We start from the raw sequence: 16,036 nt of genomic DNA, 5'->3' as shown, positions 1-16,036 counted from the left end.
AGTTCAGGTGGGAGTGCTGTCGCGGGTGGATTCACCCGAAGATCTGCGCCGGCTGAGCGTGCCGCAACTGCGGGACCTGGCGGACGAGATCCGCGAGTTCCTGGTGCAGAAGGTCGCCGCCACCGGAGGCCACCTCGGCCCCAACCTAGGCGTGGTCGAACTGACCATCGCGCTACACCGGATCTTCGACTCCCCGGCCGATCCGCTGATCTTCGACACCGGCCATCAGGCGTATGTGCACAAGATCCTCACCGGCCGCAAGGACCGATTCGACTCGCTGCGCATGCGCGACGGCCTGTCGGGCTACCCCAGCCGCGCCGAGAGCGAGCACGACTGGGTGGAGTCCTCGCACGCCTCGGCCGCGCTGTCCTATGCCGACGGCCTGGCCAAGGCCTTCGCGCTGAGCGAGCAGGACCGCACCGTCGTCGCCGTCGTCGGTGACGGCGCGCTCACCGGCGGGATGTGCTGGGAGGCGCTCAACAACATCGCGGGCGCGCCCGACCGTCCGGTGGTGGTCGTGGTCAACGACAACGGCCGCTCCTACGCGCCGACCATCGGCGGCCTGGCCGACCGGCTGACCGCGCTGCGCACCCAGCCCGCCTACGAGCACGCCCTCGACGCCGGGAAGCGCCTTCTCAAAAGCATTCCGGCCGTGGGGGATTCGGCGTATTCGATGGTTCACGCGCTCAAGGCGGGGATCAAGGACGCGGTCAGCCCGCAGGAACTGTTCGCCGATCTGGGCATGAAGTACGTCGGCCCGGTCGACGGCCACGATCTGGTGGCGCTCGAGGCGGCCATGCGCCGCGCCAAGGACTTCGGCGGACCGGTGGTCGTGCACGTGGTCACCCGCAAGGGCAACGGCTACGAGCACGCCGAGAACCACGTCGCCGACCAGATGCACGCCTGCGACCCGATCGACCCGCTCACCGGCCGCCCGCTCGCGGGCAAGAAGGCCAAGGGCTGGACGGCGGTGTTCTCCGAGGAACTCATCGAGCACGCCTCGCGGCGCGAGGACATCGTCGCCATCACCGCGGCCATGCCCGGCCCGACCGGCCTGGCGCCCTTCGGCGAGCGCTTCCCGGACCGCATGTTCGACGTGGGCATCGCCGAACAGCACGCGATGGCCTCGGCCGCCGGTCTGGCGCTGGGCGGCATGCACCCCGTCGTCGCGATCTACTCCACCTTCCTCAACCGCGCGTTCGACCAGCTGCTCATGGATGTCGCGCTGCTGAAGCAGCCGGTCACGGTGGTGCTGGACCGCGCGGGCATCACCGGCCCCGACGGCGCCAGCCACAACGGCATGTGGGACTTCTCGCTGCTCGGCATCATTCCCGGCATCCGGGTCGCCGCTCCGCGCGACGGCGCCACCCTGCGCGAGGAACTCGCCGAGGCGCTGGCGATCTCCGACGGTCCGACGGTGCTGCGGTTCCCGAAGGGCAGTGTCGCCGAGGACATCACGGCGGTGGAACGACTCGACGGTCTCGACGTGCTGCGCCTGGCGGTCCCCGGTGCCGGCTCGGCGCAGGCCCAGCACGGCGACGTCCTGATCGTCGCGGTCGGCCCGTTCGCCGAGACGGCCATGCGGGTCGCCGAACTCTTGGAGCCCCAGGGCATCTCGGTCACCGTGGTCGACCCGCGCTGGGTCATCCCGGTGTCGGACACGCTGGTCAAGCTGGCCGAGAACTACCGGCTCGTCGTCACCGTCGAGGACGGCGGCCTGCACGGCGGTATCGGTTCGACGGTCTCGGCCCGCTTGCGCGACGCCGGTCTGGATGTGCCGACCCGCGATCTCGGTGTGCCCCAGCAGTTCCTGGATCACGCCTCGCGCGCCGAGATCCTCGAGGAGCTGGGTCTGACCCCCGACGCGATCGCCCAGCGCATCGGCGGCTGGCTGCGGGCGCGCTGATCGGCGACCACGAGATCCTGCGCGCTCGGTGACGACACCGAGCGCGCAGTGCGTTCACCGCCCGGGACGCCGGGCGACGACGGCGAAGTTCAGCGGGATCCGTGGTGCCCCCGGCGGCAGCGCCCAGCCTTCCGGGCAGGCGACGAGGTCGCCGAACGGCCGCCAATCCAGGTAGGGCAGTTCGTGCAGCGCCTCGATCCGCAGGCCCGCCGCGAGCAGCGCGCCGACAACCTCGCCCAGGTCGTGGCGCCATTCGTGATTGGTCGTGTGCGCGATCGAGCCCGCCGAATCCTCGGTGTAGGTGCCCGCGTCCGAATAGGTGCGGGCGCCGCCCCCGGCGAGGTAGTCGTCGGTGATCCGCCAGGGCTCGAAGTCCATGGCGCCCAGGATCGGGTGGTCGTCGCGGAGCACGAACACTCCGCCGGGGGCGAGCAGATCGTGGATCGAGCGGGCCCACGCGGTCAGTTCGGGCAGCCAGACGATCGTGCCCGTGCTCGTCACGATGGTGTCGAACGACCGGTCGATCACCGACGAGGCGAACCGGGCATCGCCCTCGACCCAGGTGATGTCGCGTCCGTCGGCCGCGGCGATGCGCGCCGCGTGCCGCAGCGAGTTCGGGGACAGATCGAGCCCGTGCACCTCGATCGCGCCCAGCCGGGCCCATGACACGGTGTCGGTGCCGATATGGCACTGCAGGTGCAGCAGCGAGCGCCCGGCGATTCCGGTGTCGGGCAGGTGCGGCGCCAGCACCGCCAGATCGTTGCGCACCACCGAGGAAATCGCGGCCGGGTCGGCGAGAAAGGCATCGACGTCGTACATCCGCGAGCGCGCGTGGACATCGGCCCGGTCGTCCCAGTTGGCGCGGTTGGCGGCGATCGCCTCGGCTTCGGACACGGCGGTTCCTCTCGACGGGGACGGGCAGGAGGCCACGCTAGCGTCGAGAGGTCGCCGGGTCGAGGGAATTTCGGTCAGTATCCGGGTCGGCGGTGGGCCAGCCAGCGTCCCGTGCTCGGCAGGAAGGTCAGCACCAGCAGCGCGATATTGAACAGGAACCCGATCGCGTTGAACACACTCAGATCGGAATCGAACGACACGGTGAGCGACGTGGAAGCATCGGTCTGCGCGTCCAGATGGTTGTACAGCGCGATCGTGGTGATGATCGACAGCGCCAGAGTGCCGGTCCCGCCGACCCCGATCAGCACCCGCGACACCTTCTTGCGCGCCAGCATCAGGATGCCGCCGACGAGCAGGATCAGCGAGCACAGCGCCGAAACACCCAGCAGCACTTGGATCTTGCTCCAGAACCCGGTCGGGTCGAAGTCGGGGTCGGTGGTCAGGAACGGGATGGCGACGGCGCCGAACACGCCACGCAGTCCGCCGACAACGGCGAGAATGCCGGCGAAGATCGCGGTGACGGCATTCGGCTCGGGTGGACCCGGCGGAAAGCGGGGCGGCTGGTAGGGCTGCGGAAAGCGGGGGTCGGTCAAGGCCGTACTCCAAACCGTCTGGGGCGTAACCCCTTTCAGTACCCCACCGTGGCCGTTCCTACACCTCGCGGTCGGTACGTCGGCGCGTCGTCGTCGCCGTGCCGAGGGCAGATAACGGTGCGGTGGCACCGCAGCGGCGAGCGGTCCGTGGTGCGGTAGCGCCGCGGTCGGACGTGGACCGTGGTGGCGCGCGGCGGACACGGATCATGATGGCGCACGCCGGTGGTGGTCGCGGGGCCACGGTGGTGCGGTGGTGTGGCGGGTGCGGGCCATGGTGGTGTGCCGGGCGATGGTGCGCGGTGCGGAGGGCGGGACCATGGTGCGGTTGCTCGGTATCGTGCCCCCGCGGCGATCAGGGGGTGCGGCGGGTGGGGGAGTACTCCTGTTCGGGGCGTCCGGTCGCGCCGTAGCGCAACTGCATACGTAGGTCACCGGTGGTGACGAGGGCGGCGAGGTAGCGCTGGGCGGTGGCGCGTGAGATGCCGATGGCGGTCGCTATCTCGCCCGCCGACATCGGCGCGTCCGCGCTCTGCGCCGACCGCAATACCAACTCCCGGGTGGGAGAGGTCGCGGCGGCGGCACGGTCGGGGGCGGGCGGGGCCGGGCGCAGGGCGTCCCAGGCCGCGTCGACGTCGCGGGCGGTGACATCCGGCGCCGCCAGGATCCGCCGGTAGCGCCCGTATCCGGCCAGTCGTGCGGCGAGCACAGTGTGATCGAACGGCTTCACCAGGTAGGCGAGAGCGCCCGCCGTCGCCGCCGCCCGCACCGTGGCGGATTCGGTGGCGGCGGTGAGCATCATGGCATCGCAGCGCAGCTCCCGGACCAGGTCGATCCCGGATCCGTCCGGCAGGTACACGTCCACCAGGGCCAGGTCGAAGCTGGCCTCGGCCAGCGCCTGCCGCGCCGCGGCCACCGTATTCACGACCGCGCCCACGGTGAATCCCGGGAGCGCCCCGACGATTCCGGCGTGCATGTTCGCCACCCGGAAGTCGTCGTCCACGACGAGCACGCTGAACTCGGTCCGGCTCACGGCGGGTCTCCTTCGGTCAGCACGCCCGGCAGACGCGCGATGAACTCCGCCCCGCTCAGTTCCTCCGCCGGTGTCCCCGCCGACGCCAGCCACACGTCCCCGCCGAGCGCCCTGGCCACCTGCCTGGACAACGCGAGCCCGACCCCGCGTCCGCCCGGCACCCCCGCCCCCTCTTTGGTCGAGACCCCGTCCGCGAACACCGCGTCCACCAGCTCCGGCGCCACCCCGCCGCCACTGTCGGCCACCGTGATGTGCAGGGTCGAACCCTCTTGCACCAGTTCGACTTCCACCACCGCCGAAACGGCGAAACGCGGACCGGACTCGGCGCGCCGACCGCCCGGTTCGGCCCCGGACCCGTCCGCGACCTCCCCGCCTCGATCACCGACGCCGCTCGGTTCCCCACCGGCTTGTGCTGCGGGTTGCGTGCCGGTGTCGACTGCGGCCGAGCCGGATTGCGCGGTGGATTCCGCGTCGGCGTGTATCGCTGCCGGATCGGTCGGTGCCGCGCAGGGCTGTGACGCGGATTTCGTGCCGGTTCGGGCGGCCTCCGGATCGGTGGATTCCCCGCCGAACGGTGCTGCCGAGCCCACTCCGCCCTCGGCCGATCGGCGGACCGGATGGATCGAGGGCCGCGGGGTCACCGTGCGGGTGGGTGCTGTCGATTCGGGATCGACACCGGCGCCACGCGGCGAGGTCCGGGCGTCGTCCTCGGCGGCCACCGGCGTGCCGCTCGGGCGGACCGCGTCGATCGCGTTGTCCAGCAGATTGCCCAGCACCGTCGTGACATCCACTGGCGCAGTCAGATTCGCGTCGACCCAGGTGCTCGGCCCCAACCGGAGCTCGACATTGTTCTCCCTGGCGTGCGCGGCCTTGGCGGCGAGGAACGCTTGCAGGTACGGGTCACGCACCGTGTCGATGCCCGGCATGGCGGCGCCGAGAGGACCGGCGCCGAGCAGCTCGTCGATGTAGCGTGCGGCCTCGCCGGGCCGGTCGCCGTGCAGCAGACCGCTGAGCAGGTGTAACCGGTTGGCGAATTCGTGCCGCTGGGCGCGCAGGACGGTGCTCATCGATCGCACCGCGTCCAGCTGCCGGGTCAGCGACTCGACGTCGGTGCGGTCGCGCACATCCAGCACCGCGCCCAGCGACCGCCCGTCGCGGGTGACCGTGCGCGCGGTGACCACCACGATCCGGTCGCCGACCGCCGCCTGGACCGGGCGCCCGTCGGCGGCCCGGAACGCCGCGAGTACGCGCGGGGTCAGCCCGATCGTCTCCACCGGACGACCACTGTCGCCCTCGATGCCGAGCAGGGCGCGCGCCTCGTCGTTGATCACCGTGGTGCGCCCCCGGTCGTCGACCGCGACCACACCCACCCCGATGCCGTGCAGCACCACATCCTGTTCGCGCACCAGCTCGGCCAGTTCCGCGGGTTGCAGGCCCAGGGTCAGCCCGTGCCAGCGCCGGGCCAGCAGCACCGATCCGGCGATCCCGGCGAACAACGCGCCGAGCACCAGCAGACCGGCCTTGCTCAGGTCGCGCGTCAGCTGCTCGCCCACCGCCTCGGTGGAGATGCCGACGCTCACCTCACCCACCACCCGCTCCGAATCCGGCGCGCGCACCGGCACTTTCGCGCGCACCGAGTCGCCGAGTGTGCCGTGCTCGCTGATCACCACCTCGGCCCCGCCCAGCGCCTGCGACGGATCGGTGCTCACCTTCTCGCCGAGCCGGGCCGGATCGGGATGGGCCAGCCGCAGTCCGGCATCGTCGGTGATCACCACGAACAGCGCGTCGGTGCGCTGCCGGGCCGCCTCGGCGGTCCGCTCGAGCTGCCCGCCGGCGAGCTCGGTGCGCAGCGCGGGCCCCGGCGTGAGCGGCAGCGCCGCATAGCGGCCGACCTCCGCGCGCACCACCGGATCACTGGCAACGGTCCGCGCGATCGCCAGCGCCCGCTGCCCGTACTCGGCGGTGAGCCGCTGATCGCTGAGGTAGGCGAACACCCCGAACGCGAGCCCCAGGGTCAGCGCGACCAGCGCGACCTGCAGCAACACGATCTGCGTCCGCAGCCGGACGCCCCGGGGGAACAGCCTCACCGGCTCAGTGTAGGCACGCCCCGACCGCGTGAGCACAATGCGCACAACCTGTCGAATCGCTGGTTGCGCTGGTTGTGCGCACAAGCGCGCGCACTGTGACCCAGCCCACTTATCTTTCGATAGCGGCCGCACATCACACCCAGCGGCGCCGGACACAGGAGCAGCAATGAGCAATCCACTCATCGAACTCCGGGGCGCGACGAAGCGCTTCCCCGGAACCGGCGGTGGCATCCACACCGCGGTGCGCAACATCGACTTCACCGTCGCCGCAGGCGAATTCGTCGCCGTGGTCGGCCCGACCGGCTGCGGTAAGTCCACCACCCTCTCGCTGGTGTCCGGCCTCGAGCCGACCTCGGCGGGCCGGACGCTGGTGCGCGGCAAGGATGTCGACGGCATCCCCGACGGCATCGGCTACATGTTCCAGCAGGATGCCGTGCTGCCCTGGCGCAGCGTCCTCGACAACGTCGCGCTCGGCCCGCGGTTCCGGGGCGTGCCGAAGGCTCAGGCCAAGGCCGAGGCCGCCGAGTGGGTGCGCATCGTCGGTCTGGCCGGGTTCGAGGACTACTACCCGCATCAGCTCTCCGGCGGCATGCGCAAGCGCGTCGCGCTGGCGCAGACACTGGTCAACGAGCCCGAGATCATCCTCATGGACGAGCCGTTCAGCGCGCTCGACGTGCAGACCCGCCAGCTCATGCAGGACGAACTGCTGCGCGTGTGGGCGGGCACCGACGCCGCGGTGATCTTCGTGACCCACGACCTGGAGGAGGCCATCGCCCTGGCCGATCGCGTCGTGGTGATGACCGCGAGCCCGGCGACGGTGTGCGGTGACTTCCGCGTCACGCTCGAACGGCCGCGCAATGTCGAGGAGGTACGCCTGACCGAGGAGTTCCGCGACCTCTACAGGGAAATCTGGGAAACGCTGCGCGATCAGGTCGAGGCGGCTCGCACGAAGGGAGCGACCCGTGTCGCTTGAGACGATGGACAAGATCGCGGTCACCGTACCGGAGGTCGAGGCGGAGACCGAGGATCAGATCCTGGCTCGGGTCAAGGCCGAGCACCGCAAGTCCACGCTGCGGGTGTGGGGTCTGCGGGCCGCGCTCATCGCGGTGTGGCTGGGCTCGTGGGAACTGGTCGCCAGCGTGTGGATCGACCCGTTCTTCTACTCCAAGCCCTCGCTCATCTGGGACCGGCTCGTCGAATGGTTCACCGAGGGAACGCAGTTCGGCTCGATCTGGTTGCAGATCTTCACCACGGTGCAGGAGGCCGTGCTCGGTTTCGTGATCGGCACCGTCGCCGGTGTCGTCCTGGGCACCCTGCTCGGCCGCAGTCGCTACTGGGCCGACGTGCTCGCCCCGTTCATCAAGGCGCTCAACGCTGTTCCGCGCATCGTGCTGGCCTCGCTGTTCATCATCTGGTTCGGTCTCGGCCTGGAGTCCAAAGTGGCGACCGTGGTCGTGCTGGTGTTCTTCGCGGTGTTCTTCAACGCGTTCACCGGTGCCAGGGAGGTCGACGGCAACGTCATCGACAACGCCCGCATCCTCGGCGCGAGCAAGCGGCAGATCCTCGGTTCGATCGTCTTGCCCAGCGCCACCACCTGGATCCTGTCCAGCCTGCACACCGCCTTCGGCTTCGCGCTGATCGGCGCGGTCGTCGGTGAATACGCCGGTGCCAGTAAGGGTTTGGGTCTGCTGATTTCCAACGCGCAGGGCACCTTCGACGCGGCGGGCATCTACGCGGGCATGATCATCATCACGGTGGTCGCGCTGATAGCCGAATGGCTGATCGGGGTCGCGGAGAACCGGTTGCTGAAATGGCGTCCCTCGCAGGCCCAGTCGGGACACGGGGTGTAGACGATGAGATACCGCAAGCCGCTCGCCGTCGCCCTGCTCGCGATCAGTTCGCTGCTGCTGGCCACCGGGTGCCGGGACTCGCGCACAATCCCGATGGCCGACGGCAGGCCCCAGATCACCATCATGGTCGGCGGTTTGGAGAAGGTGATCTACCTGCCCGCCATGCTGGCCCAGCAGCTCGGCGCCTTCGACGCCAACGACCTCGACGTGAAGTTGCTCGGCGAACAGTCCGGCGCCAGTGCCGAGACCGCGCTGCTGACCGGTGACGTGCAGGCCGTGGTCGGCTTCTACGACCACACCATCGACTTGCAGGCCAAGGATCAGTGCCTGCAGACCGTGGTCCAGTTCGCCGACGTGCCGGGGGAGGTGGAGCTGGTCTCCACCGCCGACGCCGACGCCATCCGCAGTCCGGCCGACTTCCGCGGCCGCGCACTCGGCGTCACCTCGCTGGGCTCGTCGACCGACTTCCTCACCCAGGCGCTCGCGGGCCAGGCCGGCCTGAGCACCTCCGACTACACCCGGGTGAAAGTCGGTGCGGGCCAGACTTTCATCGCCGGCATGAACCACGACGGCATCGACGCGGGCATGACCACCGACCCGACCGTCGCCAAGATGGTGCAGTCCGGCGACGCGAAGATCCTGACCGACATGCGCAACGAGGAAGGCACCCGCGCGGCCCTCGGCGGTCTGTACCCGGCCTCCTCGCTGTACATGAAGTGCGACACCGTATCCGCGCACCCGGAGATCGTGCAGAAGCTGGCGAACGCGTTCGTCCAGACCCTGCGCTGGATCGACACCCACACGCCCGAGGAGATCGCCGCGACGATGCCCTCGCAGTACGCGGGCAGCGATCCGGCCCTCTACGTGCAGTCCCTGCGCGACTCGATCGGCATGTTCAACGGCGACGGACTCATGAAAACCGAAGGCGCTCAGAACGTGCTGCGCATTCTCGGCCAGTATTCGCGCAATGTGGCTCCGGTCCGTGACCGCATCGACCTCGCGGCCACCTACACCAACCGGTTCGTCGAACAGGCGCAACCCGCCCCCTGACCAGTTCTTGGCACCCCTCGGCCCCTGTCGCGTGACGCGGCGGGGGCCGGTGGTCTATTCGGCGGGGGTCAGCGCCTTGGCCAGCGCGGGCACGGCCAGCGCGCGCTGCCACGGCCGGGCGCCGCCCGCCCGGAGGAACTCCTCGATCGTGGCCGACAGCTCGTCGGGTTCGCCGACGTTCTTGTAGTCGGGCAGCCCGTCCCAGCACAGCCGGCGGACCAGGTCGGGGGAGAGCAGGTTCTCGACCGGGATGGCGTACTCGGTGGAGAGTTCGCCTATCGCGCTGCGCGCGGTGGCCAGGCGTGCCGCGGCGGCGGGGTCACGGCGTTCCCAGCGGTTGACCGGGGGCGGGCCGTCGAAGGGCAGCGTCAGCGGCGGCAGTTCCTTGTCCGGCAGGGTGCGGCCGCGCTCGACGGCGGCCAACCAGTCCCGGGAGTAGCGTCGCTGGCGCGGCCCGCCGAAGACCGGCAGCGTGCGCAGCTGGGCGATGCTGCGCGGCTCCCCGGTGGCCGCGGCCACGATGGCCGAATCGGGCAGAATGCGGGCGGGCGCGACATCACGGGCGCGGGCCAGCTCGTCGCGGGTGGTCCACAGTTCGCGCACGATCGCCAGCTGGCGGGCGCGGCGCAGCGTGTGGATGCCGGAGGTGCGCCGCCAGCGGTCGGCCTTCGGCGCGGGCGGGTCCATGGTGCGGACGTGCTCGAATTCCTCGGCGGCCCACTCGATCTTGCCCTGCTCGGTGAGATCGGCGGCGACGGTGTCGCGCAGCTCCAGCAGCAGTTCCACATCCAGGGCGGCGTAGTTGAGCCATTCGTCGGGCAGCGGCCGGGTCGACCAGTCGGCGGCGCCGTGACCCTTGCGCAGCGACCGGCCCAGCAGGTTCTCCACCATCGCGGCCAGGCCGACACGCTCGTAACCGGCGATCCGGCCGCCGAGCTCGGTGTCGAAGAGCCGGGCCGGCCGGAGCCCGAGTTCGGCCAGGCCGGGCAGATCCTGGTCGGCCGAGTGCAGCACCCATTCGAGGGGGTTGATCGCCGCGGCCAACGGGATCAGCGCGTCGGTCAGCGGGATCGGGTCGATCAGGAAGGAGCCGGCGCCCGCCCGGCGCAGCTGGATCAGATAGGCCCGCGCGGAGTAGCGGAACCCGGACGCGCGCTCGGCGTCGACCGCCAGCGGGCCGGTGCCCGCGGCGAGTTTCGCGGCGGCCGCGGCGACCTCGTCGGCGGTCGCCAGCACGGGTGGAACCCCCTCGGCGGGGGCGAGCAGGGGCTCTGCTGCGGTTGGTTCCTCGGCGACCGGCATAAACGTGAACTCTACGTGGCGTTCAAGGGCGATCGGTGCGGGTATACGACTCCGGTCGCAAATGGGTGATCCCGGCGGGTGGCAGCCCGGCGGCGAAGGCCAGTACCTCGCAGAATGCCTCCACGTGCCGGCGCATCTCGGTGTTCATCGCCGTCCAGGAGGCGCGCAGCTCCAGCTGGTGAGCCCGGGGCGGGCCCGCGATGTCGCCGTAGCGGACCGAACTGGTGGCCGTGACCGTGCCACCGAGGGCGGTGAACGGCTCGCCGCGCGACTCCAGGGAGTCGACCAGCCAGCTCCACGCCACCTCGGGCAGCAGCGGGTCGGCGGCGAGCGCGGCGTCGATGTCGGCCTGGATGTAGGCGACCAGCCGGAACACGCCGTGCCAGGCCTCGTCGCCCTCGGGGTCGTGCAGCAGGATCAGCCTGCCGAACGCGTCCCCCTCGGAATCGATCGGCACGATGGCGCTGTCGGGGTGGGTGACCTCCGCTCCGAGCGCATAGGAGAACGGCGCCAACCGTTGCGGGGGACGGATAGGCGCCAGCTCGATTCGGGGGTGCACGGTTGCGGTGCCCATCGCATCGACCGCCGCCCGGAAAGAAGCAGGCTCGCGGGGCGTTCCCCCGGTCGGTGCGGCGCCGTCGCGGATGTCGAGCGGTGTCACGAGGAGAAACGGTAGACCGTGCGTGCCCGGCGTCGTCGGAGGCGCGCCGCCACACGTCGCCGGGTCCGGGCTGCGTTGCGCAGCGCGCATTCTCGGGCTCGGTGTGATGCGCGATGTGCGATGAGGCGGGCCGGGAGGTCGTTCGTCCGATGTCCGCGTGTGTACCCGTCGGGTGCGCTGCGGGGGCGACAGTTGACGGCACGCCGCGCCCCGCCGCTTAGGATGAACACCGATGAGCACTTACACCCGCCGCCGGTTGACCGATGCCCCCTTCCTGGCCGCCGCCACCGGCGCGACGCCCAGCAGGCGCCCCGTGTGGTTCATGCGCCAGGCGGGCCGCTCGCTGCCCGAGTACCGGGAACTGCGCAAGGGCATCGGCATGCTCGAGTCCTGCTTCGACCCGGAGCTGGTGTGCGAGATCACCATGCAGCCGATCCGCCGCCACGGCGTCGACGCGGCAATCCTGTTCTCCGATATCGTCGTTCCGCTCAAGGCCGCGGGCATCGACCTCGACATCGTGCCGGGCGTCGGCCCCGTCGTCGCCGCGCCGGTGCGGACCGAGGCCGACGTGCGGGCTCTGCCGCGGCTGCGGCCCGAAGAGGTCGGCGCGGTGGCCGAGGGCGTGCGCCTGCTCACCGACGCGCTCGGCGACACCCCGCTCATCGGCTTCGCCGGCGCGCCCTTCACCCTGGCCTCCTACCTGGTCGAGGGCGGACCGAGCAAGCATCACGAGCGCACCAAGGCGATGATGCACGCCGATCCGCAGACCTGGCACGCCCTGCTCGGCGCGCTCACCGACATCACCATCGCGTTCCTGCAGGCCCAGCTGGCCGCCGGTGTCGACGCGGTGCAGCTGTTCGACTCCTGGGCGGGCGCGCTGTCGCTGGCCGACTACCGCGAATACGTGCTGCCGCACTCGGAGCGGGTGTTCGCCGAGGTCGCCGCGGCGGGTGTGCCGCGCATCCATTTCGGTGTCGGGACCGGCGAGCTGCTCGGCGCGATGGGCGAGGCGGGCGCGGACGTGGTCGGCGTCGACTGGCGGGTGCCGCTCACCGAGGCCGTGCGCCGCGTCGGCGCCGGAAAAGGCCTGCAGGGCAACCTGGATCCGGCGATCCTGTTCGCCGGGTTCGACGCGGTCGAGGCCGAGACCCGCCGCATCCTGCGCGAGGCCGACGACGCCATCACCCTCGGCGCGACCGGGCACATCTTCAACCTGGGCCACGGTGTGCAGCCCGATACCGATCCGGGCGTGCTGACCGCACTGGTGGAGCTGGTGCACTCGCTGTAGATCCCCGTCGTGTCGGCACCTCGGCCCGGTGTTGCCGCGCAGGGTCGGGGTGGTGTGGGCGGTTCGTGATTCCGGTGACAGCGCCGAGGGTGTGGGTTCCGGCGCGCGTGCCCGCGCGACTACGGTCGAGGCATGCGGATCGCGATCATCGGTGGCGGCATCAGTGGGCTCGTCGCGGCGTATCGACTGCGGCAGCGGCTGGGCTCCGAGGCCGACCTCGTGGTGCTCGAGCAGAGCGCTCGTGTCGGCGGAGTGCTGCACACCGGTGAATTGGCCGGGGAGCCGGTGGATCTCGGCGCCGAGGCCTTCGTCGGGCGCAGGCCCGAGGTGCTCGAGCTGATGACCGAGCTCGGCATCGACGACCAGCTCGTCCGCCCGGCGGGCAAGCGGCCGCTGGTGTGGGCACAGGGGAAGGCGCATCCGCTGCCCGGGCGCACCCTGATGGGTATCCCTTCCGATGCCGAATCCCTGCGCGGGCTCGTCGACGACGCCACGCTGGCACAGGTCGCGGCCGAGCCGCAGCGCGCGCTCGACTGGACGCCCGGCGCCGATATCGACGTGCACAGTCTCGTCGCCGATCGCTTCGGGCGGCAGGTGGTCGAGCGCAGTGTCGACCCGCTGCTGGGCGGCGTCTACGCGGGCACCAGCGCCTCGATCGGCGTCCGCGCCGCGCTGCCCACCCTCGCCGCCGCGCTGGACCGCGGCGCCCGCAGCCTCACCGAGGCCGTTCGCGAGGCCCTGCCGCCGCCGAGCACCGCGCCGGTCTTCGGCGGTCTGCGCGACGGTTACGGCGCCCTGCTCGCCGCCCTGACCGCCGCGTCGGACGCGCGGCTGGTCACCACCCTGGCGGCGACCCGGGTGGCCGCCGCGCCCCGGGGCTGGGTGGTCGATCCGATCGGCCTGGTCGACGCCGTCGTCCTGGCCACGCCGGCCCCCGTCACCGCCCGTCTGCTGCACTACGCGTCACCGGTCGCGGCCGCGGCCGCCGCGGGCATCGAGCTGTCCTCCTCGGCGCTGGTCGCCATGGCGCTGCCCCTCACCACCGACCTGCCGGACAATTCGGGCATCCTGGTCGCCACCGGAGAACCCTTGCGCGCCAAGGCCTTCACCCTGTCCAGCCGCAAGTGGCCGCACCTGGGCGCCCGCGACGTCGCCCTCGTCCGCGCCTCCTTCGGCCGCTTCGGCGACGAAGCCCCGCTGTCCTGGTCCGACGAGGACCTCGTCACCGCCGCCGTCGCCGACCTGACCACGGTCACCGGCACCGAGATCGCCCCGATCCACGCCATCGTCCAACGCTGGCCCGGCGGCCTGCCCCAGTACGCCCCCGGCCACACCGAACGCATCGCCACCCTGGAATCCGCCGTCGCCGACCTCGACGGCCTGGCCGTAGCGGGCGCCTACCTCCACGGCGTCGGCGTCCCCGCCTGCGTCGCCGCCGGCACGGCCGCGGCCGAACGCATCGCCCGCGCCGTCACCTCCCGCGTCGAGTAGCGCCGACAGCGGGTCACCGTATCGGCGGCGGGAGATTCGGGCAGCCGACGGGTCGGCAGGGCGAATCCATGGGGCTGGACATGTCCTGGCCCATCGCCCCGGCGTGTCCCCGACCGGGTGCGATAGCGATGTTGCATGATCGCCCGCTGTGACCACCACCGGCGAGCAGCCCCTCCGCACCCTGATCCTCGACCCCGACCTCGGCCCGGTCGAACTCCACGAGGGCGCGGCGACCACCGTGACCTCCGTGTTCGGCAGCGAGGAGACCGCGCCCTGGCTCCCGGCCAGGCCGGCGACCGACTGACGGGCGCGTTCACCACGAGATCGCGGCGGCCGGTGTCACGCCGCAGCGTTGCCTGTGCATCGCTGATCGGCTCGATGACGTGCCGGCCGCGCGGGCGCTCGGGATGACCGGCATCCACTACCGCGACATCGACGATCCGGCGGCGCTGCAGACCGCCACCTGGGCGACGACCGGCCGATCTCGAATCCCCGCCCACCCGGCGGGCGAAATCGTCGCAGTGGCACGATGGATCCATGGCGCGACTCGACTATCAGGCCCTCAACTCCACCATTCGCTACCTGATGTTCTCGGTGTTCCAGGTGCAGCCGGGCGTGCTCGGCGAGGACCGGGCCGCGGCGATCAAGGAGGCGCAGGCGTTCTTCGACGGCTTGGCCGACAAGGGCGTCGTGCTGCGTGGCATCTACGACGTGGCCGGCCTGCGTGCCGACGCCGACTTCATGCTGTGGACCCACGCCGAGCGCGTCGAGGACCTGCAGGCCGCCTACGCCGACTTCCGCCGCACCACCGAACTGGGCCGGGCCAGCGCCCCGGTGTGGAGCAACGTGGCGGTGCACCGCCCGGCCGAGTTCAACAAGAGTCATATCCCGGCGTTCCTGGCGGGGGAGGACCCGGGCAACTACATCTGCGTGTACCCGTTCGTGCGGTCCTACGAGTGGTACCTGCTGCCCGACGAGGAGCGGCGCAAGATGCTCGCCGACCACGGCAAGGCCGCCCGCGGCTACCCGGACGTGCGGGCCAACACCGTCAGCTCGATGGCGCTGGGCGACTACGAATGGATCCTCGCCTTCGAGGCCCCCGAACTGCACCGCATCGTCGACCTCATGCGCGACCTGCGCGCCACCGAGGCCCGCCTGCACGTGCGCGAGGAGATCCCGTTCTTCACCGGCCCGCGCGTCGAGGTCGAGCAGCTGGTCACCGCACTGCCGTAATTCTGGAGCGCTGGCGCGCTCGAGTTCGCGCCCCGGCGGTCCCGCCGATCAGGCACCGTTGCTTGCTCCTTCGTCGCGTACGCAACGGCACCTGATCCACGGGACGGTCGCGAACCGTCGACTTCGTCGGCGGGACCCTCCTCGAGGTCGGGTCGTGCGGGGCACCCAGCGCGCTCAGGCAGTTCCTTCCGGTTGGGCCGGTGTCAGGCGCAGCGCGATCGAGTTGATGCAGTAACGCTGGTCGGTGGGCGTCGGGTAGCCCTCGCCCTCGAAGACGTGGCCGAGGTGGCTGTGGCAGTTCGCGCACAGCACCTCCACCCGGCGCATGCCGAGCGAATCGTCGGCGCGCAGGATCACCGCGTCGGAATCGGCCGGGTCGAAGAACGACGGCCAGCCGCAGTGCGAGTCGAATTTCTCGGTGCTGCGGAACAATTCGGCGTCGCAGGCGCGGCAGGTGTAGACGCCCTCGGTCTTGGTATCGGTGTACTCGCCGACGAACGGGCGCTCGGTGGCGGCCTCACGGAGCACGGCGTACTCCTGCGGATCCAGTTTCGCCCGCCACTGCTGCGGCGTCAGCTGGATGCGCGGCGTGGGCAACGAAGTATCGGAACTCATCACTCCACGCTAATGGTTTCGGCCGGTGCGCGCCGC

Annotated in this window: 15 protein-coding genes; 8 read left to right on the top strand and 7 right to left on the bottom strand. The window is 71.1% G+C overall.

Features of this window, described 5'->3' with window-relative positions; genetic code table 11:
• Positions 1 to 7 precede the first annotated feature (7 nt).
• Complete coding sequence (gene dxs, locus Q7X29_RS24155) at positions 8 to 1,906, top strand: 1-deoxy-D-xylulose-5-phosphate synthase (RefSeq protein WP_218721168.1); 1,899 nt, start codon at positions 8 to 10, stop codon at positions 1,904 to 1,906.
• Positions 1,907 to 1,960: 54 nt separating this feature from the next.
• On the opposite strand, the gene Q7X29_RS24150 is transcribed toward dxs, so the two are convergent.
• The 4 genes from Q7X29_RS24150 to Q7X29_RS24135 form a co-directional block, all read right to left on the bottom strand.
• Entirely contained in the window at positions 1,961 to 2,800 is an 840-nt protein-coding gene (locus Q7X29_RS24150; RefSeq protein WP_316575470.1) for a class I SAM-dependent methyltransferase, read from the bottom strand.
• Positions 2,801 to 2,874: 74 nt separating this feature from the next.
• Complete coding sequence (locus Q7X29_RS24145) at positions 2,875 to 3,393, bottom strand: hypothetical protein (protein WP_316575469.1); 519 nt, start codon at positions 3,391 to 3,393, stop codon at positions 2,875 to 2,877.
• Between the two features lie 352 nt (positions 3,394 to 3,745).
• Positions 3,746 to 4,423, bottom strand: a complete 678-nt coding sequence (locus Q7X29_RS24140) for a response regulator (protein ID WP_316575468.1) — start codon at positions 4,421 to 4,423, stop codon at positions 3,746 to 3,748.
• Complete coding sequence (locus Q7X29_RS24135) at positions 4,420 to 6,510, bottom strand: sensor histidine kinase (RefSeq protein WP_316575467.1); 2,091 nt, start codon at positions 6,508 to 6,510, stop codon at positions 4,420 to 4,422. Before Q7X29_RS24135 ends, Q7X29_RS24140 begins: the two co-directional genes overlap by 4 nt.
• Positions 6,511 to 6,676: 166 nt before the next feature.
• Between Q7X29_RS24135 and Q7X29_RS24130 the strand changes: the two genes are divergently transcribed.
• From Q7X29_RS24130 to Q7X29_RS24120, 3 genes are read left to right on the top strand one after another with little or no spacing between them, the layout of a single operon-like run.
• Complete coding sequence (locus tag Q7X29_RS24130; protein WP_316575466.1) at positions 6,677 to 7,483, top strand: ABC transporter ATP-binding protein; 807 nt, start codon at positions 6,677 to 6,679, stop codon at positions 7,481 to 7,483.
• The gene (locus tag Q7X29_RS24125) at positions 7,473 to 8,360 is read left to right on the top strand and encodes an ABC transporter permease (protein WP_316575465.1); all 888 of its coding nucleotides are present in this window, start codon (positions 7,473 to 7,475) and stop codon (positions 8,358 to 8,360) included. The genes Q7X29_RS24130 and Q7X29_RS24125 overlap by 11 nt, the downstream gene beginning before the upstream one ends.
• A 3-nt stretch (positions 8,361 to 8,363) precedes the next feature.
• Positions 8,364 to 9,410 (top strand): ABC transporter substrate-binding protein, encoded by a 1,047-nt coding sequence (locus tag Q7X29_RS24120; protein WP_218721162.1) that lies wholly within the window; start codon positions 8,364 to 8,366, stop codon positions 9,408 to 9,410.
• Between the two features lie 54 nt (positions 9,411 to 9,464).
• On the opposite strand, the gene Q7X29_RS24115 is transcribed toward Q7X29_RS24120, so the two are convergent.
• A complete protein-coding gene (locus Q7X29_RS24115; RefSeq protein WP_316575464.1) occupies positions 9,465 to 10,712 on the bottom strand; it encodes a ribonuclease D in 1,248 nt (415 codons plus the stop codon).
• A 22-nt stretch (positions 10,713 to 10,734) separates the two neighbouring features.
• Positions 10,735 to 11,286 carry a DUF3000 domain-containing protein gene (locus tag Q7X29_RS24110; protein ID WP_374104913.1) on the bottom strand — a complete coding sequence of 184 codons (552 nt, stop codon included), beginning with the start codon at positions 11,284 to 11,286 and terminating at the stop codon, positions 10,735 to 10,737.
• Positions 11,287 to 11,605: 319 nt separating this feature from the next.
• Between Q7X29_RS24110 and hemE the strand changes: the two genes are divergently transcribed.
• The 4 genes from hemE (at position 11,606) to hemQ (ending at position 15,385) form a co-directional block, all read left to right on the top strand.
• Positions 11,606 to 12,661 carry a uroporphyrinogen decarboxylase gene (gene hemE / locus Q7X29_RS24105; protein WP_218721159.1) on the top strand — a complete coding sequence of 352 codons (1,056 nt, stop codon included), beginning with the start codon at positions 11,606 to 11,608 and terminating at the stop codon, positions 12,659 to 12,661.
• A 132-nt stretch (positions 12,662 to 12,793) separates the two neighbouring features.
• Positions 12,794 to 14,152, top strand: a complete 1,359-nt coding sequence (locus Q7X29_RS24100; RefSeq protein ID WP_316575463.1) for a protoporphyrinogen oxidase — start codon at positions 12,794 to 12,796, stop codon at positions 14,150 to 14,152.
• A 148-nt stretch (positions 14,153 to 14,300) separates the two neighbouring features.
• Positions 14,301 to 14,456 (top strand): hypothetical protein, encoded by a 156-nt coding sequence (locus Q7X29_RS24095; RefSeq protein ID WP_218721157.1) that lies wholly within the window; start codon positions 14,301 to 14,303, stop codon positions 14,454 to 14,456.
• A gap of 233 nt (positions 14,457 to 14,689) precedes the next feature.
• Positions 14,690 to 15,385, top strand: coding sequence for a hydrogen peroxide-dependent heme synthase (hemQ, locus tag Q7X29_RS24090; RefSeq protein WP_218721156.1), 696 nt, complete (start codon positions 14,690 to 14,692; stop codon positions 15,383 to 15,385).
• A gap of 174 nt (positions 15,386 to 15,559) precedes the next feature.
• On the opposite strand, the gene msrB is transcribed toward hemQ, so the two are convergent.
• Positions 15,560 to 16,000 (bottom strand): peptide-methionine (R)-S-oxide reductase MsrB, encoded by a 441-nt coding sequence (gene msrB, locus Q7X29_RS24085; protein WP_218721155.1) that lies wholly within the window; start codon positions 15,998 to 16,000, stop codon positions 15,560 to 15,562.
• Positions 16,001 to 16,036 lie beyond the last annotated feature (36 nt).

It is taken from the genome of Nocardia canadensis, assembly GCF_032656385.1.
Lineage (GTDB): Bacteria > Actinomycetota > Actinomycetes > Mycobacteriales > Mycobacteriaceae > Nocardia > Nocardia canadensis.
This window is presented reverse-complemented; position numbering and strand designations above follow the sequence as displayed.